General features: G+C 39.3%; 22 protein-coding genes. 9 read left to right on the top strand and 13 right to left on the bottom strand.

Annotated elements, in window-relative coordinates; translation table 11 throughout:
• Positions 1–296 precede the first annotated feature (296 nt).
• Positions 297–1,574, top strand: a complete 1,278-nt coding sequence (locus MKY45_RS10490; RefSeq protein WP_341172903.1) for a glycosyltransferase family 2 protein — start codon at positions 297–299, stop codon at positions 1,572–1,574.
• A 59-nt stretch (positions 1,575–1,633) separates the two neighbouring features.
• Here MKY45_RS10490 and MKY45_RS10485 read toward each other — a convergent pair whose 3' ends face one another.
• Positions 1,634–2,734: a glycosyltransferase family 61 protein gene (locus MKY45_RS10485; protein ID WP_193064066.1), complete on the bottom strand. Its 1,101-nt coding sequence runs from the start codon at positions 2,732–2,734 to the stop codon at positions 1,634–1,636.
• Positions 2,735–2,901: 167 nt separating this feature from the next.
• Between MKY45_RS10485 and MKY45_RS10480 the strand changes: the two genes are divergently transcribed.
• The 3 genes from MKY45_RS10480 to MKY45_RS10470 all read left to right on the top strand — a co-directional run bounded on the left by MKY45_RS10480 (position 2,902) and on the right by MKY45_RS10470 (position 5,830).
• Complete coding sequence (locus tag MKY45_RS10480) at positions 2,902–4,044, top strand: polysaccharide biosynthesis C-terminal domain-containing protein (RefSeq protein ID WP_193064067.1); 1,143 nt, start codon at positions 2,902–2,904, stop codon at positions 4,042–4,044.
• Positions 4,045–4,051: 7 nt separating this feature from the next.
• Positions 4,052–4,789 carry a sulfotransferase domain-containing protein gene (locus MKY45_RS10475; RefSeq protein ID WP_193064068.1) on the top strand — a complete coding sequence of 246 codons (738 nt, stop codon included), beginning with the start codon at positions 4,052–4,054 and terminating at the stop codon, positions 4,787–4,789.
• Between the two features lie 114 nt (positions 4,790–4,903).
• Complete coding sequence (locus MKY45_RS10470) at positions 4,904–5,830, top strand: glycosyltransferase (protein WP_256706165.1); 927 nt, start codon at positions 4,904–4,906, stop codon at positions 5,828–5,830.
• 183 nt (positions 5,831–6,013) lie between these two features.
• On the opposite strand, the gene MKY45_RS10465 is transcribed toward MKY45_RS10470, so the two are convergent.
• From MKY45_RS10465 to MKY45_RS10440, 6 genes are all read right to left on the bottom strand, one after another.
• A complete protein-coding gene (locus MKY45_RS10465; RefSeq protein WP_193064070.1) occupies positions 6,014–7,006 on the bottom strand; it encodes a polysaccharide biosynthesis protein in 993 nt (330 codons plus the stop codon).
• A 417-nt stretch (positions 7,007–7,423) separates the two neighbouring features.
• A complete protein-coding gene (gene cysC / locus MKY45_RS10460) occupies positions 7,424–8,041 on the bottom strand; it encodes an adenylyl-sulfate kinase (protein ID WP_193064071.1) in 618 nt (205 codons plus the stop codon).
• A gap of 12 nt (positions 8,042–8,053) precedes the next feature.
• A complete protein-coding gene (locus tag MKY45_RS10455) occupies positions 8,054–9,832 on the bottom strand; it encodes an SLC13 family permease (RefSeq protein ID WP_256706164.1) in 1,779 nt (592 codons plus the stop codon).
• Positions 9,833–9,887: 55 nt separating this feature from the next.
• Positions 9,888–11,042: a sulfate adenylyltransferase gene (gene sat, locus MKY45_RS10450; RefSeq protein WP_256706163.1), complete on the bottom strand. Its 1,155-nt coding sequence runs from the start codon at positions 11,040–11,042 to the stop codon at positions 9,888–9,890.
• Between the two features lie 265 nt (positions 11,043–11,307).
• Complete coding sequence (locus MKY45_RS10445) at positions 11,308–11,520, bottom strand: hypothetical protein (RefSeq protein ID WP_193064074.1); 213 nt, start codon at positions 11,518–11,520, stop codon at positions 11,308–11,310.
• Positions 11,521–11,533: 13 nt separating this feature from the next.
• On the bottom strand, positions 11,534–11,935 hold the full coding sequence (locus MKY45_RS10440; RefSeq protein ID WP_256706162.1) for a DUF2642 domain-containing protein: 402 nt from the start codon (positions 11,933–11,935) through the stop codon (positions 11,534–11,536).
• A gap of 739 nt (positions 11,936–12,674) precedes the next feature.
• On the opposite strand from MKY45_RS10440, the gene MKY45_RS10435 reads away from it, so the two are divergent.
• Positions 12,675–12,827, top strand: a complete 153-nt coding sequence (locus MKY45_RS10435; RefSeq protein ID WP_256706161.1) for a hypothetical protein — start codon at positions 12,675–12,677, stop codon at positions 12,825–12,827.
• Between the two features lie 259 nt (positions 12,828–13,086).
• Here MKY45_RS10435 and MKY45_RS10430 read toward each other — a convergent pair whose 3' ends face one another.
• Positions 13,087–14,085: an SDR family oxidoreductase gene (locus MKY45_RS10430; RefSeq protein WP_341172902.1), complete on the bottom strand. Its 999-nt coding sequence runs from the start codon at positions 14,083–14,085 to the stop codon at positions 13,087–13,089.
• 142 nt (positions 14,086–14,227) lie between these two features.
• On the opposite strand from MKY45_RS10430, the gene MKY45_RS10425 reads away from it, so the two are divergent.
• The gene (locus MKY45_RS10425; protein WP_256706159.1) at positions 14,228–14,392 is read left to right on the top strand and encodes a hypothetical protein; all 165 of its coding nucleotides are present in this window, start codon (positions 14,228–14,230) and stop codon (positions 14,390–14,392) included.
• 358 nt (positions 14,393–14,750) lie between these two features.
• Here MKY45_RS10425 and MKY45_RS10420 read toward each other — a convergent pair whose 3' ends face one another.
• Complete coding sequence (locus MKY45_RS10420) at positions 14,751–14,906, bottom strand: hypothetical protein (RefSeq protein ID WP_256706158.1); 156 nt, start codon at positions 14,904–14,906, stop codon at positions 14,751–14,753.
• A 145-nt stretch (positions 14,907–15,051) separates the two neighbouring features.
• Entirely contained in the window at positions 15,052–15,912 is an 861-nt protein-coding gene (locus tag MKY45_RS10415; RefSeq protein WP_341172901.1) for a DUF421 domain-containing protein, read from the bottom strand.
• Between the two features lie 90 nt (positions 15,913–16,002).
• On the opposite strand from MKY45_RS10415, the gene MKY45_RS10410 reads away from it, so the two are divergent.
• On the top strand, positions 16,003–16,341 hold the full coding sequence (locus tag MKY45_RS10410) for a DUF4363 family protein (protein ID WP_256706156.1): 339 nt from the start codon (positions 16,003–16,005) through the stop codon (positions 16,339–16,341).
• A 79-nt stretch (positions 16,342–16,420) separates the two neighbouring features.
• On the opposite strand, the gene MKY45_RS10405 is transcribed toward MKY45_RS10410, so the two are convergent.
• Together MKY45_RS10405 and MKY45_RS10400 are read right to left on the bottom strand one after the other, a co-directional pair.
• The gene (locus MKY45_RS10405) at positions 16,421–18,481 is read right to left on the bottom strand and encodes a catalase (RefSeq protein WP_341172900.1); all 2,061 of its coding nucleotides are present in this window, start codon (positions 18,479–18,481) and stop codon (positions 16,421–16,423) included.
• Positions 18,482–18,590: 109 nt separating this feature from the next.
• Complete coding sequence (locus tag MKY45_RS10400) at positions 18,591–19,217, bottom strand: spore coat protein (RefSeq protein WP_193064077.1); 627 nt, start codon at positions 19,215–19,217, stop codon at positions 18,591–18,593.
• A 254-nt stretch (positions 19,218–19,471) separates the two neighbouring features.
• Between MKY45_RS10400 and MKY45_RS10395 the strand changes: the two genes are divergently transcribed.
• Entirely contained in the window at positions 19,472–19,687 is a 216-nt protein-coding gene (locus MKY45_RS10395) for a hypothetical protein (RefSeq protein ID WP_193064078.1), read from the top strand.
• Between the two features lie 420 nt (positions 19,688–20,107).
• Here the strand turns inward: MKY45_RS10395 and MKY45_RS23300 are convergent, their stop codons facing one another.
• Entirely contained in the window at positions 20,108–20,203 is a 96-nt protein-coding gene (locus tag MKY45_RS23300) for a hypothetical protein (RefSeq protein WP_379542613.1), read from the bottom strand.
• Positions 20,204–20,882: 679 nt separating this feature from the next.
• Between MKY45_RS23300 and MKY45_RS10390 the strand changes: the two genes are divergently transcribed.
• Positions 20,883–21,032, top strand: coding sequence for a hypothetical protein (locus MKY45_RS10390; RefSeq protein WP_193064080.1), 150 nt, complete (start codon positions 20,883–20,885; stop codon positions 21,030–21,032).
• Positions 21,033–21,198: the final 166 nt, after the last annotated feature.

Below are 21,198 nucleotides of genomic sequence, written 5' to 3'. Positions count from 1 at the left end.
CGGAGAATAAAAAAATGGTTGTATAAACCTTTTTCAATTTGAAAAGGATACCATGAAGACCCCATTGATTACTTACAGGGGATAAAATCAGATTAGCTTCATATATATATAATGAAACTTTATTCAGCGGGTGTTTTGCGTTTCCCCACTGAAGGATTAGTTGAGTGATTCAAGGAGACAGCGTCCGTTATCTCCCGCCTAAATAAATTTATTCTTACGCTTTATTTGGAAGCGGGAGCTTTACAGACGATTCTCCGTGATAAATAGAAATATCGTAAAAGAACGGGGGATTCCGATTGAAGGATATCACTGCGATTCTCATTCTTTATTCTGATGCAGCAGCAATTCATAAAGCATTAGTATCTTTAAAAAGGATTGAATCCAGATTACATTCTGTGATGGTTCTCCATGAACAGAACGTGTCTTTAGCAGGAATACTAGATTTCACTCCTATCAAGCAAATCCAATCGATTATATGCAAAGAGAATGATCCCGGGAAAACATTGAATGATGTGATCCAAAAAATCACCAATCCCTATGTATTATTTCTGTATGAAACAGATTACCTTTCTCCAGTTATACAAGCTGATTCCCTTCATCTTTCCCAATCAGAGTCATTTTTAACAACTGGCTTTCGGAATCGAAACCGTGTGATTCATCGGCCATTACTAGTGTCTGCTCCTTTTCTTAAAAACCAGCCATTTCTATTAAACACCCAGCTGCCGTTTAAGGAGGCTCTCTTGCCAGCCTGGCTTACTGATAAATCAAGTTTAAAAAGACGCTATGAAGAAGGTCTGGTGCTGCAGTCAAGAAGAAGCAATTCAACCAGCACATTAGAAAAACAAAAATTCATAGAGAAGTACCAGCTGAATAAAATCCAAACAGCAAATCCAAGTCTATCTGTCATCCTTTCCAATTATAATATGGAAAATCATGCAGAAACTGCAGTTGTCTCCTGCCTGCTTCAAAATGAATTGCCGGAACAGATACTAATTATGGATGACGGCTCAACAGACAATTCCTATCACCGGCTCAAACGATGGCACGACGGACAGCTGGTGAAGCTTTTTGAAAAAAAGAACGAGGGAAAAGCTGTCGCTCTCAACCATTTATTACCTCACGTGACATCCGATTTCATCTTAGAACTTGATGCAGATGATTGGCTGGATCCGGACGCTGTTTCCAATATAAAAAAACGTATGGCAAATCTCTCTGAAAATGTATCCGTATTATATGGAAATCTTCGAAAGTGGAAGCAGCTGGCGGGAGATATTCTTTTTAAAGGAACAGCAAAGGGAAGGCATATCCATGGAAGAGCTGACCTTCTTTCCTATCGATTTCCTCTCGGACCAAGGATATACCGCACTTCTGCTTTAAAAAGAATTGGAGGATTTCCTGTGATAACATTTAAAGAAGGAAAGCTTTTTGAGGATGTGAGCGTATTAAATCAATTGATTCAGAGCGACCGTTTTCAGTATCATGATTTTACAGTATATAATGTACGAGAGCATAAGGAAAGCATAACCAGAACCAGCCGTTCAGACTGGAATGAATTTTTGAGATTGCTGAAATAACAATGCCTTTAAAAATGCAGGTGCTTCTCTGAGCGCCTGCATTTTTAAAATATTCCTTACTAATCTATCCCTTCCTCCTTCAAAATCTCAGCTATTTTTTTCACATCCACCACGAGGTTTTTGATAACTTCATGCTCTGTGGAGACGGGGTTGGCATTCCTGCATTTCAAAAAATGATAATCCAAATCCAGGTATTGTCCAATTTTTATAAATTCGTCTGATGTAGCTGTAAATAATTGAATGATTTTTGTCCGCGGTTGACAAAACATGAGATTTGCAAGTCCGGCACCGTTTGGGCTTATAATTACGTCGGCCGAGGAAAAAAGAGCAATTTGCTCCTCTACCGTCAACGTACTCAATACAATTTTTTTAAATCCTTTTCTGGTCAAAAGCTCCAAAAGCTTTCCTTCATTGGCAACCTTTCTCCACGAAGCATCCTCCCGGCTGATATAGATTCGCTTTTCGGGATTTGCGGAGCGATAGGAATCCTTCTTCAATAATGCGCTCCGGAGGAATTCAATTGTCCATTTCACACAAGTTCCTGCATTGAATGGCACAGATGGCAAAATCAGCTGTTCTGCTTGCACATGCATTCCCGGTGTAAGCTGTAAGATTTTTTCCTCTGGGATGCCAAGCAGTTTAATCGTCTCCCGTTGAAACGGTAACGTCAGAGGAGGTAGAACATATTTATCTATCTTAAATCCGCTGAGCTGCAATAAATGATAGCGTCCCAGCGTATCATGCAGCCAATGCCAGTAATTGGCATGCCCGGCCCAAGCCAATACCCCCAGCGTTCCCTCATAAGGAGAAACCGAAGGAATGGAATTAACTGCAATTTTATCAAAATAATTCCAATATAAATGGAAAACCATATCGTGAAAATATGTGTGATCAGGCGCCAGTGCATAAACCATGCCCTCTCCTTTATCGCACATCCACACACTCCCGTTCTCTATCTTTGAAACATAGGCTTTCTCAAACCTATGTTTCTCTCCAAACGTTGGCGGCTTTACCCAGTCGACCCATTCCGGCGAATCTCCTTTTGGAAGCGTATATGTTACCGTTTCGTCTGTATAGAATTCCTTATAAACTTCATGTATATCTGCTTTTGGTGTTATTTTTTCCAGCCAATCCTTTGTATGAATAGATAAATCTACCATATATACATCCCCTCTTTTTCAATTAACAATCTTGCCTATGCCCTATTTTTTCACATTTCGCAGCGTACTCCATAATATGTAGAAAAGTATTTAAAAGTGTTGAACAATCGTCCAGCTATCACCAATTGGACCATTGCGCGGGTAATAGAAACAGGAGGAATATAAACATGATTAACGTAACCGTAACCGGTGCAGGAGGATTTATTGGCAAGAATCTGGTTGATAGATTACAGAGGGTAAAAGGTGTTTCTCTCAGGCAATATCATCACGGGGACGACCTGTCACTGCTGCACGAGTATTTAAACGAATCGGATATTATCTATCATTTGGCAGGAGTGAACAGGCCCCCAAACAGCGATGCGTTTGCTAGTGTTAATAGAGGACTTACAGAATCCATTGTCAACTATTTAAAAAAACATCATAAAACACCGAAAATCATTTTTACCTCATCCATTCAAGCAGAAGGGAATACACCTTATGGTTTGAGTAAAAAAGCTGCAGAAGAAGTGCTTCAAAATTATCATATAGAGACTGGTGCAGATGTGTGCATTTACCGTTTGCCAGGCGTCTTCGGCAAGTGGTGCAGGCCGCATTATAATTCGGTAGTCGCTACCTTCTGCCATGAAATTTCCCATGATAAAGAGATTGAAATCCATGACGCTGACAAAAAGATTGACCTCGTATATATTGATGATGTCATAGACAGTTTTATAGATTGTCTTGATCAGAAAAAGCCGGAAAAGAAGTTATATTATGATATCGATCAGACCTTCCAAACAACCGTAGGAGAACTGGCCGAAAAGCTTTACCAAATAAAGAATGTACGAGAATCGCTGATTATCCCGGACCTGTCAGATCAATTTACGAAATACCTTTACACGACTTATCTGTCTTATTTAGAAGCGGATAACTTAGCCTATGCATTACCTGTCCATCGGGACGAACGAGGAAGCTTAGTTGAATTAATCAAATCAAACCAGGCCGGGCAGGTTTTTATATCCACATCACGTCAGGGTGTTGTAAGAGGAAACCATTATCACCATACAAAAGTAGAAAAATTTTGTGTTATTAAAGGAGCGGCACGCATTAAATTAAGGAAGATAGATTCGGATAAACAAATCACCTATCAGGTTACAGATCAAAATATCGAAATAGTAGACATCCCTCCAGGGTACACCCATTCCATTGAAAACATAACGGAGGAAGAAATAATTGTTTTGTTTTGGGCCAATGAAATATTTGATCCGGAGAACCCGGATACAATCTCATTAGATGTTCAGCCGAATAAAACGGATGAACAGAAAGGATGATAACCTCATGTCAACGAATCAAACATATATATGTCATAAAGACGATATTTGTCTCGTAGCCTATCCAAAGTCGGGAAATAACTTCTTATTATTTCTCGTCGCCACATTATTATATCGAAAAAAAATGGACTGGGCCACGAAAGGAGAGATGATTCAGAATGTAGCAAGCGAACCAATCGAAAATCTCCCTTCCCCGCATCTTGTATGGAGCCATGACAGTTATGACCCATCCTATCCTCAAGTAATTTACCTGGTAAGGGATCCAAGGGATGTTGTTATTTCCTATTATCATCATTTCCAGAAATATCATGGAGAAAGCCGTGACTTTGCTGCTTTTTTTGCTGCTTTTATGAAGGGCGATATTGTGCCCGGAATGTGGGACACGCAGATAGAAAGCTGGCTCGATAATCAGGAGAAGGTCAAAAAAGGTTTTCTGCTTGTGAAATATGAAAATCTTCTTGCAGACGCGGCGAAAGAAGCAAAAAGAATAATAAACTTTTTACACTTAGACAGAACCGAACAAGAAATCAATGAAGCAGTCCATTGGGCTTCTTTCGATAATATGAAGGCATTGGAAGAAAAACAAAAAGAGCATATAAATGGTTCTTCGCAATTTACCAATCCTGCGCTGCCTTTTGTAAGAGAAGGCAAGGCAAATAAATGGAAATCGGTTTTAAGCCAAGAACAGCAGCAGCAAATCAATAAAGCTTTTTATAAGACCTTATCAAGACTAGGGTATAAATAACACGAAACTTCATCCAGTGGGAATTTTACGGTCGGTTCTCTATGATAAAACGCTAAATCAAGACGTCTTCTAAATCTAGAAGGCGTTTTTACTTCAGGAAGGGGTGATGAACCAATGCTAAATCTATTATTGATTGCGGCCGATACTTCTCGCTTTACGAATAATAATTATGCTGATTTGGAGCAGGAATTAGCAAAAGTGACAAATTTAATGGTGTATCGAAAATCTGGTCCGATAAAAAAAATATTGCGTAAAGTATCTGACAAACCGGATTTTATTTTAATTATAAATGATGTAGGGAAAACATTTGCCCCTGTTGTTACAGGCTTAGCCGATATCGACACGCCTGTAGGTCTGATGGTAAATGATGCGCATCGTTTTGTGGAACAAAGAAGAAGGTTTATAGCGCGTAATCAAATCAAGACATTCTTTGTCATATGCCGGCATAATTTTTACCAGCATTACCCTCACCAAAAACAGCATCAGGTATTTTTTCTCCCCCAATTCGTGAATACCTCCATCTTTAAAGACTATGGCAATGTGAAAACAATCGATTTGATGATGCTGGGTGAAATAGCCTTCCCGCAGATCTACCCGTTGAGAGATAAGATATTACAGCATTATCAAGACAGTTCTCATTTTCATCATCGTCCTCATCCCGGATGGCGAGATTTTACAAGCGAACAGGCGGAGCAATCATTAATTGGCGAAAATTATGCCAGAACCATCAATCAGGCGAAATTGTTTTTTGCCTGCGGCTCCGTACGTCAGGTTGTGACTTTTAAATATTTTGAGGTACCGGCGTGCCGCACCTTGTTAATGGCACCGGCCTTACCAGAGCTTGAGGAGATTGGCTTGATACCAGGAAAGCATTTTGTGGATATAAACGAGGAAAATTTTCCGGAAAAAGCAGCATACTATCTGCAACATCCGAAAGAACGGGAACAAATAACCGAAGCTGGCTGGCGCTTTGTTCAAAATCATCATTCAACTGCTCATCGGGCAAAACAATTATCCCGGCAGATAAGGAGCATATTATAAGGACTTACGTTAGCTTTTATTTTAAAAACCCATCAAAAAAATAGTGAGTCTTCCTTTACAGGAGAGCTCACTATTTTTCATTTTTTTCTGGGGGCTGTCCCAGGTCCATCCCTAAAATTAGTGTTTTTGAATATGTTCCATTCCTTTTGTACCTCTTTACAGATTGTTGTATTAAAAAAAAGCTTACACTGTAATAACATTTGCCTTGATAAGAATTTGTTCAATTTCACTGAATGACATTAATTCATCATCCGATTGGTATCGGGTGAAGCCAGCCTTTGGTAAGCCGTCATACCTTTTCTTCACCTCTTCGGAAGCATTGTCTGGCAAAATAACATAGTAATTTTCATCATATTTATAAGCATTCCGGGATTCCGAATTTGACACTAATACCTCATGAATTTTCTCACCTGGCCGAATGCCGATTTCCTTCATGTGAATTGCTTTCTCAGCAAAGTGTTTTTCCAGAACACCAATTAAATCGACAATCTCACATGCTTTCATTTTCATAACAAATATTTCCCCGCCAACGGCTTTTTCGGAAGCATATATCAGTAAATCAATGGCTTGCGAAACCGTCAGGAAAAAACGCGTCATTTCTCTGGATGTAAGCGGCACGGAATGATACTTGACAATCTGTTCTTTAAAAAACGGAATCGCACTGCCATTTGTCCCAATAACATTGCCTCCGCGGATACAGACAAAGCGCGTATGATTGCTTAATTGGTCAGCCTGAATGATTAATTTTTCCCCGATTGCTTTTGTCAGTCCATAAAAGTTAACTGGTTCCACTGCTTTATCTGTGGAAACGTCAATGACTTTCTTCACCTTTTGGTTTAAACTTGCTTTGATGATATTCTCCGTTCCGTTTACATTGGTTTTTAACGCTTCTAAAGGCTGTTCTTCACATATTGGTACATGCTTTAGTGCGGAAAGATGGAATAGATAGTCCACATTTTTTGCTGCTTCGTTTACCGCTTCAAAATCTCTTACATCTCCAATCACAAATTTTAAGCAAGGATTATCCAGGAATTCTCTTTTCATTTTCACCTGAGCAAATTCATTACGGGAAAAAATCCTTATTTCCTTCGGTTGAAAGGAAAGCAGCTTTTTGACTAGTTCATGTCCCCAGGAACCGGTTCCTCCGGTAATCAATATCGTTGTATTTTGAAACACATTTAAACACTCCTCCAGGAATAATGCCTATTATTTTTATCATCAGGATAATAGATATATTCGAACACCACTGATGATTTCGATGACAGGAATTTCCCTAAAACAGGTTTCAACGTTCGTTTATTCCCTGCTTAGTAACTGGCATCATTACATTCAAATAGGTTCTAAATCAATTTATGAAAAAACTAGTAGACTGTACATGATAGACGTTTAAATAAAGATAAAAGAGGCAGCTGCTGCGGGTCCAAATTTGCTGTCTATATAATTAGAGCCTTTCATTAGATGATGACCATTTGCATATGACGAACCATCCTATTAAAATGCTGGAAGATTAGCGAGGTTAAGCAGCTAGATTAACAAGACTATTAGATTGTTTAGAAGACCGCTGATTTCCGGTGATATATCCAGCGTGATTTTTTATTTACATGAATCACTGATGAGGTATCCTTTCATTCTCAAATAGGAAATGATTGTCTGCACCGATTCCTCTACACTCTCTACATCCGTATTCACTGTAATTTCCGGCTTCCCCGGAGCTTCATAAGGTGCATCGATTCCAGTAAACCCTTTAAGCTTACCAGCGCGTACTTTTTTATAAAGTCCTTTGGGATCACGTGATTTACATGTTTCGATACTTGCATCTACAAATACCTCAATAAATTCCCCCTGTTCCATCAGGTTACGTACCTCATCACGATCTGCGCGATACGGTGAAATAAATGCTGTCAATACAAGCAATCCGGCATCTGCCATCAGCTTGGATACTTCCCCGATGCGGCGGATGTTTTCTTTACGGTCGTCCGGACCAAAGCCAAGGTCTTTATTCAACCCATGGCGAATGTTATCTCCGTCCAAACGATAAGTCCTGACGCCTAAGTGATGCAATTCTTTTTCCAGTTCAACTGAAATAGTCGATTTGCCGGAACCGGATAGCCCGGTGAACCATATGACAGCACTTTTATGGTTATTCAAATTTCTCCGATGTTCTTTTGTTACTTTCGAATGATGCCATTTTATATTTTCTGATTCAGGCATAAATAATTCCTCCTAAAACCATTGTTGATAAATAATCAAAACAGACGTCACCATAACGATTAGACTTAGCGGAAGTCCTGCTTTTACGTAATCTGTAAACGTATATCCGCCAGGGCCATATACAATCAAATTTGTTTGATAACCGATTGGTGTAACAAAACTTGCTGAGGCAGCTATCGCTATAAGAACAGCTATCCCCGTTGGATCGACATGAAGTGTATGAGCCATTTCCATTCCAATCGGAAACATGATAACAGCCGCTGTGCTATTGCTTACCATTTCTGTAAACAAATTCGTCAAGAAATAGATCATAAATAAAATAATCAGCAGCCCCAAAGGCTTCCCAACATCCAATAAGACATCTGCAATCCATTCTGCCAGCCCCGTTTTTCTCATCGCTGCACCAATACCGAATGAACTGGCAATCAACAGTAAAACATTGAAATGAACATATTTTTTAGCCTCTTGAGGGGTAATAATTCTCGCAGCCAAAAAAACCAATACGGCTACTGCCATTGCTTTAAACATACTGAGCCACCCAAGTGTCACTGTCCCAATCATCCCCAGCAGCATGATAATGGAAAACCAGCCTTTTTTCGTACTCAGTTTCAGAACTGCTGATGTATCCAACGAAGATACAACAAAAAAATCATTCGACCGCTGGTATTTTTCAACAAAATCCGTTCCAGTCAAAAATAACAAGGAATCTCCGGGCTTTAATACGATATCCCCGATTTTGCTCTTAATCCGTTCATTATTCCGATGTACTGCAATGACCCCTGCATCATACCGTGAACGAAACTGTGACTGTTTAATGGACTTGGATAAAAGGGATGACTGATCTGACACAACGGCTTCCACTAAATTGATTGTTCCATCCCTCAAATCATCAAGATCAATATTCGTCCCTGTTTCCAGCTCCAAGCCTTTTATCTTTTGCAAGTCAGCAATGGTTGAAATCAAACCGGTAAAAATCAGGCGGTCCCCTACTTGAATAACCGTTGTTGACCTGACCGGTGAAATCCGTTCCTTCCCGCGGATAATCTCAATCAGATAAAGCCCTTCTAAATCTCGCAGGCCGGCTTGCTCCACACGCTTGCCAGGATTCCCGAAAGCTTCTGTTACCTTCATTTCCGCAATATATTCCTTCGGTTCTTCCTTCAGTCTCTGGCTGAAGCCTTTGTTATCCGGCAGCAATTTATATCCGATTGAAAATAAATAAATGAGCCCGACCAATGTGACTGGAATACCAACGGCTGCTAAGGTGAATAACGAAAACCCCTCCAGCCCAAAATCTAGCAGCAGACCATGAATAACAAGATTGGTAGATGTTCCCATTAACGTTATCATCCCGCCCAGTATGGTGGCATATGACAATGGAATCAAAAACTTAGATGGAGCGATTCCGCGATCTTCACACCACTTTTTAATAATGGGGGTAAGAGTCACCACAATCGGTGTATTATTTAAAAAAGCCGAAAAGGCAGATGTCGGCACGAAAAATCGCATCATTGAACCTCTGCGACTGCGGCTGTTTTGCAGCCATTTTTCCATCATTTGATGGATTAAACCGGATTTCTGTATCACACCCGCAACAATGAATAATAACGCAATGGTCAGCATTCCTTCATTGGAAAAGCCGCTCAATGCTTCCTCAGCTGTCAATATGCCGGATAGCATCAATATAACCAGCACGGAAAAAATAACCATGTCTGGCCGGGCAACTTCGAAAACCATTGCAGCAAACATGGTCAGAAGTATAATCAGAACAAACATCATTTCCAATGTCATTGGGTATCAGACCCTCTTTTCATACATGTTCAAAAAGCGTATTTTTGAACATGATTTATTGTTTTCGCTCCATTCCTTTAATTAGTACATCGGCAACCTCCGGACGTGAAAACTCTTTTGGTGGACGTTTGCCATGACGGAGCATTTCGCGCACCTTTGTACCGCTTAAATGGACATGATTTTCCTTGCCGTGCGGGCATGTTTTTCCAGATGCCATATTTTCACAGACCTTACAGTAAAACGCATGCTCAAATGGAAAAATCTGAATACCGAGTTCTTCTTCATATTGTGCCATCAGCAGTTGCGCATCGTACGTTCCGTAATAATCACCAACACCAGCATGGTCACGCCCTACAATGAAGTGCGTGCAGCCGTAATTTTTGCGGACAATGGCATGCAAAATCGCTTCTTTCGGCCCTGCATAACGCATAGCGGCTGGATAGATAACGAGGCGTACACGGTCTTTCACATAGTAATTTTTCAAAATCACTTCGTAGCTTTCCATCCGGACATCAGCCGGAATATCATCCGACTTGGTTTCGCCGACAAGCGGGTTCAACAACAGCCCATCTACTGCTTCAAGGGCAGTCTTTTGAATATATTCATGGGCGCGGTGCACCGGATTACGTGTCTGGAATCCAACAATTGTTTTCCAGCCTAAATCTGCAAACATTTGCCGTGTTTCGGATGGATCCATATAATACGCTGCAAATTGGCTGTGATCAGGACGCTGAAGCAATGTAATCGGTCCGCCAAGATAAACTGCTTCTTTTTCATACACTTTCTTCACCCCTGGATGTGCTGCATCCGTTGTACCATAGATATGGAGCGCTTCCTTATTTTTATCGTAAGCATACTTCTCCTCCAAGGTGATGGTTCCATAAATGATGCCATCCTTTCCTTTAAGAGCAATTTGTTCACCAATATTAAAAAGGCTAGCCTCCTCTTCGGTTGTCGGCAATGTAATCGGAATACTCCAAATTGTGCCGTCTGCAAGACGCGTATGCGCAACAACATTTTCATAATCAGCCTGCCCCATAAATCCGGTCAGCGGACTAAATCCTCCTGTTCCAATCAACTCTATATCAGATAGCACCCAGGAATTCACCGTCATGGATGGAAGACTTTCCGCATTTCTGATTGCTTCCTCCCTTTTCTTTCCTGTTAACTCCCGGCAGACTAACCTTCCGCCATGTGGCTGGTTGACCATAAAAAAACCTCCGAATTTCAGTTTTATTAAAATAATATATTGAACAACAGTATAGGTTGAATTGACGCATGACATCATATCAAATAACAATTGATGCCAAATAAATTTTTCAGATATCATGGAGTAATGAAGCGGAATAGAATACCCCGGCTGTCAAGCAAGCCAGGGTATTTTTTATCCCTCTATACTCCTAAAATAGGAAGCTCATCAAACAAAAACTTTATTCAGTGGAAATTCCACCAATAATTCTTCGTGAAATAATCTTTTACGCCGCTACAAGAAAACGGACGAAGTTGATTGCATCTACTGAAATATATATTTTGACATTATCTCCATAACCGCTTGTCACATCGATAACCAGGGCTAAATCTGCAGTAACTGTGGAAAGAATACCTTCGATCAAATTATTATCCGTAGCTACTTCGACTCTTGACCCAATTCGATTAGCCAATTCAGCAGCAAACGTCGCTTGAAACATTTAAACTCCTCCTTTACGAATTACTGACAAATTCAATTTTTTCAATTCGAACCAGCGCTTGTGCACCAGAAGCTTCAATAATTACAACATAATCATCTTGGACAGAAAGCAATGTTCCAGATATTGTGTCAAAAGGAGTAGTAACCTGCACTTGTTCGTTTACTAATCCCATCAGGACTTCTCTAATATTCGTTGGAGTGCTGGGCGGGGTCGGTTTTCCTCCTCCCCAGTTACCAAAACCCAAATTTAAATTATTATTAGAATCCAGACTAAATCCTGGTAAATTCAGAGAGAAATTATTACTTAGTGTGCTATCATTATTGCTATCATTGGCACTATTGGCCGTAATTAAATTTTGTGATAACTGGTTTAACAAATTTACCAACCTTCTTTGCCGTTCTGTTAAATTAGCCAAGCTTGTTCATTCCTTTCCATAATGTTTTTGGGGTCGCCTTTTTAGTACTAGGAAAACCCACAACATAAATTGAGAAATCAACTGCTCCTTGCTTACAGCTGATATCCCTCCTCATTTATTCCTTTTAGAGTCAAGACCCAGACGGGCTGTCCTCCCCATTTGGGTACTGCTTTGCAAGGAATTTGCTATTTGCGCTTCTACGCATGAAATTCCGACGTATTCCCAAGATTGAATGATTCCCATTCGGCTGTAACTTTACTTGCCATGGTTAGACTGTATCCCCTCTTATGCAGCAGTTATACCATAGTGTTTGTCCCAGTATTTAGAGTCATTATTGCTATATATCGGAGCAACATTCTTTAATCCTCTTCCCTTACTTAATTGGAAGTGGAATGGACTTTTCAGAACAACGTCTGTTTCATGTTATAAATAACACTCCTTTCATGTAGATATAAAATAATTTATGTTCTTTTTCATTGGTTAGATTGTACACATTCATTAAAATATCGTTTTCTGAACACAAAGGGCTGGACGAAAATCATAAAATGAAATTTCATTCAGTTGGAGTTAGCGCCTGTTACCCCCCGCCTAAATAAATTTATTTTCTCTCTTTATTTGGAGGCGGGAGTTTTACGGGCGGTTCTCCATGATATTTTTATAAGTCTTTTTATAAGCATAAGATTAGAGAAAAAGGAAATCATTAAGATGGGAGATCTATCATTGAAATGAGGTGACAGTAATGAAATTCAAAAAGCTGACTTTATGTATAATTACTTGCATCCTTTCTGTGGGAATGGTGTCTGGATGTGGTACTTCACAAGATGAACAGCAACAAGATAAACCATTTGAACATCCTCAGCGGGACGATTGGGGCGGTAAAGGAAATCAATAATGAATATTCATGAAGCCTCATTTAATGTTTGATGGCTTCATGAATTAGAATGTAAGCTTATTTGAGCTCTTATCTAAACAGATTTCATGTCCCCATTAATTTGAAGTGATTGTTCATAGACTTTGGAGATTACATGACCTTTACCATTTTAAAGTACTCGGGATTTGATTATGTTTTTCCATTTTTCAAGAAAAAATTATCCGAAACCGCAATATCTATTAAATTTATTTTTAATATCTTCCTTCTATATACACCACGCTTAGGAATTGGTGGATTCTCCTCCGTCTACATGCAGCACTTGACCAGTGACATGCCTGGAATCATCTGATGCCAGGTAAACAAAGGTCGGCGCTACTTCAAAAGGCTGAGCCATCCTGCCAAATAAATTCCCTCCAGTCAAGGCATTTTCATCTGCAGAAAAGCTTGCCGGAATAAGCGGTGTCCAAATTCGTCCCGGGGCAATCGCATTTACGCGAATCTGTCGTTTAGCAATGTTTTTGGCTAAAGAACGTGTCCATCCGACAATAGCTCCTTTGGTAGCTGCATAATCCATTAATAAAGGCTCTCCTGCATAAGTAACCACTGAGGACGTTCCAATAATGGAGCTTCCCGCTTTTAAATGAGGCAGTGCTGCTCTCGTAGTGTAAAAATGCGAATAAATATTCAATTTGAAGGTTTGATCAAATTGTTCATCGGTAATTTCAGTCACGTCATTTTGCTGAAATTGAATTCCGACATGATTACATAAAACATCCAATTTATTAAAGTGATTGATTGTTTCCATAACTATATGTTCGCATTGCTTTTTTTCACGTAAATCTCCTGGTAATAATAAGCATTTCTGGTAAAGCTCCTCGATTTTTCTTTTGGTCCGATTAGCATCCTCGTGCTCATTTAAATAGGCAATGGCAACGTCAGCGCCTTCTTTTGCAAAAGCAATTGCTGCCGCTGCGCCCATTCCGCTGTCTCCTCCTGTTATCAGCGCAACCTTCCCCTTTAATTTTCCACTTCCTTTATAGTTTGGATTCTCAATAATTGGTTTGGGCACCATTAATTTTTCAACGCCCGGCTGAATCAGCTGACGTTGCTCCGGTTGTGTAAGAGGTACCTCTTCGTATTGCGTAATTTTACCGTATATCGGGTAATACGGATAAGGATCTTCTATTTTATTTTCTTCAAACCATTGCTGGTATGCCCGAATTTGTTTCAGCGCTTCCTCCGATAAGGATAGATCCCGGTCATTATTTTTGTTTTTCATAACGATCTCCCCCTCCTTTTCATAGGCTATGATTAGGCGGCTGCATATGTGAAGCAATATGGCATTTAGGCCCTTTCGTTTCGCATGCATGTGCAAAACACACCCGTACACAGCATAACTTTTTACAGAAGGAGGCAGTAAGTTGGAATTTGAATTTTACCCTAAGGTCAAACGCTTATTAGAAAATAAAGCAGAAAAGCTGGAAATGCATTATTTGAACTATAGCTGGAAAACACCGTCGATTAAAATCAGACCGCCATATTATAGCGACCCTGTATATGAACCTTTTTATCCGCATATTCATTGAAGTAAATATTATAGAAATGATATTGAGAGAAAAAGTCTTAACTGAAAGATTACAGATATTTGCGATAGACGAATGAAATGAATCGGCTTTAAAGAAAACTTGGCATTCGTTAAAGGGAGTCTTGAAAGCGTATTTTGCTTTCTTAGAATCCCTTATACTCTGGAGTACAAGCCTTTTGTGAATGCCTTAGTTGGGATTGGAGGTGGGGCAAGTACTGCGATTACTCGCCCCATCCAAAGCACTGCACTTATACTTTATTCCTTGAATTCTTTATACTTCTTAATGTGTAATAAAAAAACATGGCATTTACTCCTAAATATTTGTGAGTAAATGCCATGTCTTTTTCGTCATATCTTGACTATAGGTCTTTCTTAATTTGTTCTATTTCTTGTGCTGTTAGTTCTGTCGCTTCCTTTATTTGTTCTTCATCTATTTTTAACAGAAGTAACTTTTTAGCTACTTTTATTTTTTCTTCTTTCATACCTTCATTTCTTATTTTTTCGGCAATAGACATTAGCCGTTCCCCCCCTTCTATTGTTAACCGCTCCTTTACAGTCTCCACTGACAAGTTATCACGAACATGTAAGAGATAAATCATTATTATACGACTTAGAAGAGTATAACAAGTAATTCATAATTTAATCAAAATTCTTTTTCCTTCACTTCAAATAAGGCAAGATCGTATCCAGCACTTTTTGAACCTCAGCTGCTTGCTCAGTATATAATTTCTTAGCTTCCGAATCATCTGTCTGTAGTGAAAATCCCTCTAAATCAGCCTGTATTTTTTTTAGCGAAGCTGCTAACAGTGGTCTTTCTTCTACCTCCGTTTTTGTATATTGGTCCTCATATAAATCAACATACAAGCTGCCGCGAGAATCAATTTGAGCTAAAAAAACATCTCTTACCTCTTCAGCTCCTTGCTTTTGGATTTCTCCTATTAACCATTCCTTCGAGTAACCGAGATTCTCCAAACTCTTTTTCATTATTTTACCATCCATAATTAAAATGGCAGGCCCATGCTCCTGTTCTAATGGAATCCCTAATGTTTGTGCAGTAACTGGCTGTTGATTGCTCTTCAACATAACACTCAGCTCACCATTTGTTTCTAAAACAGCCATTTCTACATCAGAAACTTTAAACGTTCCTTTTTCCCTTAATAGCATTAATAGCTCATTAATTGTTACTAGACTCTTCTTCATATTCTTATCTAATACCTCGCCATTTCGAATTAATATCGTTGCTTTGCCATCTGTTATCTTTGAAAAAATAATTGATTTCATCCCAAGGTACGCTAGAATAATCGGGAAAAACCCCCAAATAGTCAGTGACACTAATCCATTAATAATTTTTACATTCTGGTCCACTGACAACGTAGCAGCTATGGAACCGATAGTAATTCCCACACAATAATCAAAAAAAGTGAGCTGTGAAATTTGCTTTTTTCCCATCATCCGCGCCATTAAAAATAATAAAAAGAAAGCAGCTATGGAACGGATTAGTACCAATACAATTTCAGGCATCTCCTATCCCTCACTTTACTAAAATACGTAATATATTAGTATTATCGGACAAACTATAGATAACAATTCATTAAATAAGGAGAATGAGAAATGAAGAAGCAAATAATCATTTTTACGCTTTTATTCATCGTCCTTTCCGGATGCGAAAATCAAGTCGGAGGGAATTATTTCTTTGACCACATTGATCAGCTGGAACAATCTTTAGACGAACCAAAATGGGATGAAATTACGACTCTAGCGGAAGAATTAAAAACTATTTTCAAAAATCACAAATGGAAAATCCAATTAATAGGTGACGAGGATGAGTATGAGGGATTGCATGAAAGTATTAACAATCTTATTGCGGCAGCTAAGGAAAATGATTCAACAAGCACTAGACTTGAACTTGCTACTGTCAAATCGTTTTTGGAGGATATTTATTCCTTATAGTTCAAAGTGGCAACACAGCTACACGCCACTTATTAAAGAAAAAAGGCCTCTCTCACATGCAGAGAACCCTTTTTATTCCTTATGATATACTTCTGTCCCAGAAGCGATGCGCTGCAATTGCATCAATAAATTGCTTGGAAAAATCATCTGGCTGCTGCTTATTGATAACAACACCCGCTTTGCTTGGTAATTGTTTGTCTTTAAACCACTGTTCCCCTTCGTTCGAGACAGCAATCGGTTTGAAATGATCAAATGCTTCCTGCATAAACATTTTAGCCTTTTTTTCAAACATTATATCTGCTTTCATACCTCCGGCAATATACACGGCATCAAAAACAACCGATGAATCGGTAAGAAACGTATGCTTCGCTTTAAGTGTACTGTTGTCATCGGCCGTGATAGAACCCAGTCTGTCACTTAATATCGCAACTTGAACCTTGGCTGCTTGCAGATTCTCAATAACTTTTTTTACCTCCGCCCCATTAAATCCATCTGAAATAATAACAGCTGTTTTACGCGTTTCTGCCAACTTTGGTGTGTTCTCCTGACTTAATGCAGGCGACGTTTTAGTTACCTTGCTTTGAATATTGGCAGGCGGTACGCTCACATCAAGTTTGTGCGCAATCGCAGCAGCCAGCCCGTGGTCCACTTTCCCAAACATATCAACAATCTTTTGTTGCACCGGCTTATACTGTACTTTTCCAACTTCAAAACTAAATCCATCAATAATATGCTGCTTTTCCGCGTTACTCATGCTATTCCAAAATAATTTGGCTTGACTGAAGTGGTCTTCAAAGCTTTTACTCCGGGATTGAATTTTTCTTCCCTCAACCTTTTCCTGATAGTGGGCAAACCCGCCATTCTTTTCATCTACTGTATGCGGTGAATTACCTGCTAAAGCATTATTTCGATAAGAGACCTGCCCTTTATTAATTGTTTGTCTGTGAAATCCATCCCGTTGATTATTATGAAACGGACAAACAGGGCGATTAATTGGTATCTCATGAAAGTTTGGACCGCCAAGACGAAGCAGCTGGGTGTCCGTGTAGGAAAATAAACGTGTTTGCAGCAACGGATCATTCGTAAAGTCGATTCCAGGTACAACATTCCCCACATGAAAAGCAACTTGTTCATTCTCCGCAAAAACATTATCTACATTTCGATTTAAGGTCATTTTTCCAATAATACGTACAGGAATATCCTCTTCCGGCCAAAGTTTCGTGGAATCAAGAATATCAAAATCAAAGTTAAATTCATCTTTTTCTTCTAAAATTTGGACACCTAACTCGTACTCTGCATAATTCCCCATATTAATGGATTCCCACAGATCACGGCGGTTAAAATCAGGATCTTTACCGCCTAGTTTTTCCGCTTCATCCCATACAAGGGAATGGGTCCCTAATACCGGTTTCCAATGAAACTTAACAAAATGAGCTTTGCCCTCATCGTTCACAAATCGAAACGCATGGACACCAAAGCCTTCCATCATTCGAAAGCTGCGGGGAATTGCCCGATCACTCATCAGCCACATAACCATATGCGCACTCTCCTGATTTTGTGAAACCCAATCCCAGAATGTATCATGTGCACCGCTTGCTTGCGGCATTTCATTATGCGGCTCAGGTTTGATGGCATGGACAACATCCGGAAATTTCATACCGTCTTGAATAAAAAAGACAGGGAAATTATTGGCCACTAAATCAAAGTTTCCTTCTTCTGTATAGAATTTCGTTGCAAATCCTCTAACATCTCTGGGGGTATCCTTAGAACCCCGTGAACCGACAACCGTAGAAAAACGGGTGAAGACTGGTGTTTTCACATTCGTATTTTGCAGGAATTTTGCTTTCGTATAAGGTTTCATCGATTCATATAACTCGAATTCTCCATGAGCAGAGAAGCCGCGCGCATGCACAACACGTTCCGGGATTCGCTCATGATCGAAGTGGGTCATTTTTTCACGGAAATGGAAATCTTCCATTAAAGTTGGGCCTCTTTCTCCGGCTGTTAAAGATTCCTCATCCTCCGATACTTTCACACCTTGATTCGTAGTAAGCTTTTTATCCTCGCTATCCGCACTTCGAAAATATTCTAATTGTTCATTTTTACTATTTGCATTTATTTTTTTATCTTCATTTATCATATGGTCGAGCTCCCTTTCTAAATGTCGTGTCATATTATTGTTTGAGCTGACAATTGATTAAAATCGCAGCTAAACAATATGCCCCTCAAAAAAAGGAGGGGCCAGTTCTTTAATGTAAAGGGGGTTTTTGCGATGGTACAGCAGCAGGTGCATACCCTTCCTGCATCTGCATCATGTCTTGTGGTGTCAGCTGCGGCACCTGATAATATCCATGCTTGTTTTGATATAGAGAAATTTCATAAGCCATTTCAATACAATTGGGTACTGAATCTGCAAGCACTCTGCGAACTACGGGATTCGTAACCTCCAGGGCTGCTCCTGCTTTGGCTGGCACAGTTGATTTAACGGCATTTAACATGCTGTTAGCAATCGTTTCATCATTGATTTCAGTGGATGCTTGCATTGGCTTTTTCGGCTGCGAAGCTTTTAACCCATAAGTGAAATGATTATCCTGCTTCATTTCATAAGTTTGTGTAGGTTGTGCAGGCTTTTGTCCTGTTTTAAAGGATTCTAGCGTAATATTATACTCTTCTTGCATGAACGCTTTTTGACGTTCTAAAATATCTCGAAGCTCCGGATCCCTGACATGCTCGTTCAGCATTGTAAAGGTGTTCATTGTATTAATTGCTCCTGATAATACCTCGTGAACATCAAACATTTCATGGCCTCCATGGTTCATTTGCGGCGGGACAGCATTTGTATTCATTTGCTCGTTTTGCATTTGGTTGTTTTCCATAAAAATCCTCCTAGTTCGTTTTCCTTCAATAATATGGTGCTAAAATAATGGTCAAATATACGCTTTTTTTAAATCATCAAAGAAATTGTAAAGGAAATGCCTGCTGGAACAAAAGAAAAGCAAATAATTACAGAATAAAACTGAACATCATTCGAATGTGACAACAGCTGAAAAAATTGGATTTAAGATGGCTTATAATTTTTTTAATATGTACAAGATATACAAGTAATAATTATTACAAAGGGGAGATTCTAATGGCTCAGCAACCAATCGATGTAAACCAATTAACTCAAGCAAAAGCAATTGTTACATTAACGCAGGAATTGTTAACACAGGCTATCGAAAAAAGCACCTCAGATCAAGCACTGGCTCAAGAAGCGATTAAGCAAGCTTCTACTGAAATTGCTTCAGCTCAAACAACGGTAAGTCAAGTTCAAAGTGCCATCATGACCCAGCAATCAGAATCTTAATAGTAAAAATAATGACCCGCGCTTCAGATGATTGGTGCACGGGTCATTTTCTTCCAATAAAACGAAACTTCACTCAGTGGGAGCTTTCGACGCACAGCTCTTTACGATGGGACGAGTAATCGCAGCCCCAGTCCCAGGATGTCGCGAATTTAGTCTGCCGTTCTTCTCCCACTGAGTTAGCCTAAGTGATTCAGAGAGTTAGCGTCCGTTATCTCCCGCCTAAATAAATTTATTTTCACGCTTTATTTTGAGGCGGGAGTTTTACGGACGGTTCTCCGTGATAAATTACGGATGATACGATTTCTTTTTTTATTGCTGAACCTTTTGTTCCGAAACAAAGTCTAAAGAGCAGGAAAGAAAAAGAATTTGATTTAGCTGTTCAAACATCCATTCTCGGCGGCTCCTCCATCCAGCCATTATTCAAAGACTCGCATTCAAATCATTACGCATACTGAAATTAGCACCAAAGCTTTGAGTGCCAAGAGATACGTTACAAAAAAAGAAGGTTGTTATCATCATAAGTTTATCTGAAAAAGGTGCGGATGTTGAACTTGTCACAGTGCCCCCCGGAGGTACCTGGCGCTTGAATATCATCCCGAAGAAGAATTTCCCCCGTCTCATTTAAAATTTCTTTGGAAAGTTCCTTGGTGCATCCAGGTACACATCTTCATGCGTAAATCCTTTGGGGGGCTGCGCTTTCCGCTTGAATCATCATTTCCATTTCTTCGACTTTGGGATGAAGTGCTTCTCATAACCCTGACGTGAGTTTTCGGGATTTTTCATTCTCTGCTGTTTCTATAAAATATTCCAAATATCGAAGAATCAATATTTTTTATTGGTATGTCATCCATAGAGCACCGAGTTCTGAGGAAGCCATTTTGGTTTATTGGGCATTAGCGCGTTGCCCCCCTATATTTATTGTTCGATTTAAAAAGTAGTATTTGGTTTTTTATGAATGTATACATATTACGGCACATGAGCACCGTAATAAAAATTCCATCTATAGTTAATAAGGAAACAGTTTTTATAACTGCCTCCTTCATTCATCAATCATTTCATATTGTCAGGCTTCTATTAATTAAAAATTATCCATGTTGGTTCCCTTTTTAGATACAATGGAGATATATCGATGTAAACAAAGCGGTGGATTTCATGTTCAAATAAATAAAATTCAAAGAAGAAATGAGGGAGACGGATGAAGGAATATATAGGTACATGTGTAACATGCAATAAAGAAATTTACTGTAAAGACGGCTTTTTAGATGGTGTGAACGAACGGGGCCGCTTGTATTGTTTTACCTGCTCAGAAGAACGGCAGCAGGAAACGGAGCATAATAAAAATTAAATAAATCAACGCTTTTAGTAATGGCATTTTCTAATCCATTACCTCGACGCGTATCGTATAATTACAAATAAATCGTCCCAAATAGTCAATTTATCAAATGGCAAAACTGCTTTGGTCTATGCTTTTCATATTCGTTGGAAATGCTGACTTTTGGATTCAGTCCAGG

This window comes from Oceanobacillus sp. FSL K6-0251 (assembly GCF_038004725.1).
GTDB classification, from domain to species: domain Bacteria; phylum Bacillota; class Bacilli; order Bacillales; family Amphibacillaceae; genus Oceanobacillus; species Oceanobacillus oncorhynchi.
Note: the sequence above shows the minus strand (reverse complement) of the source record. Positions and strands in the feature narration are given on the sequence as shown.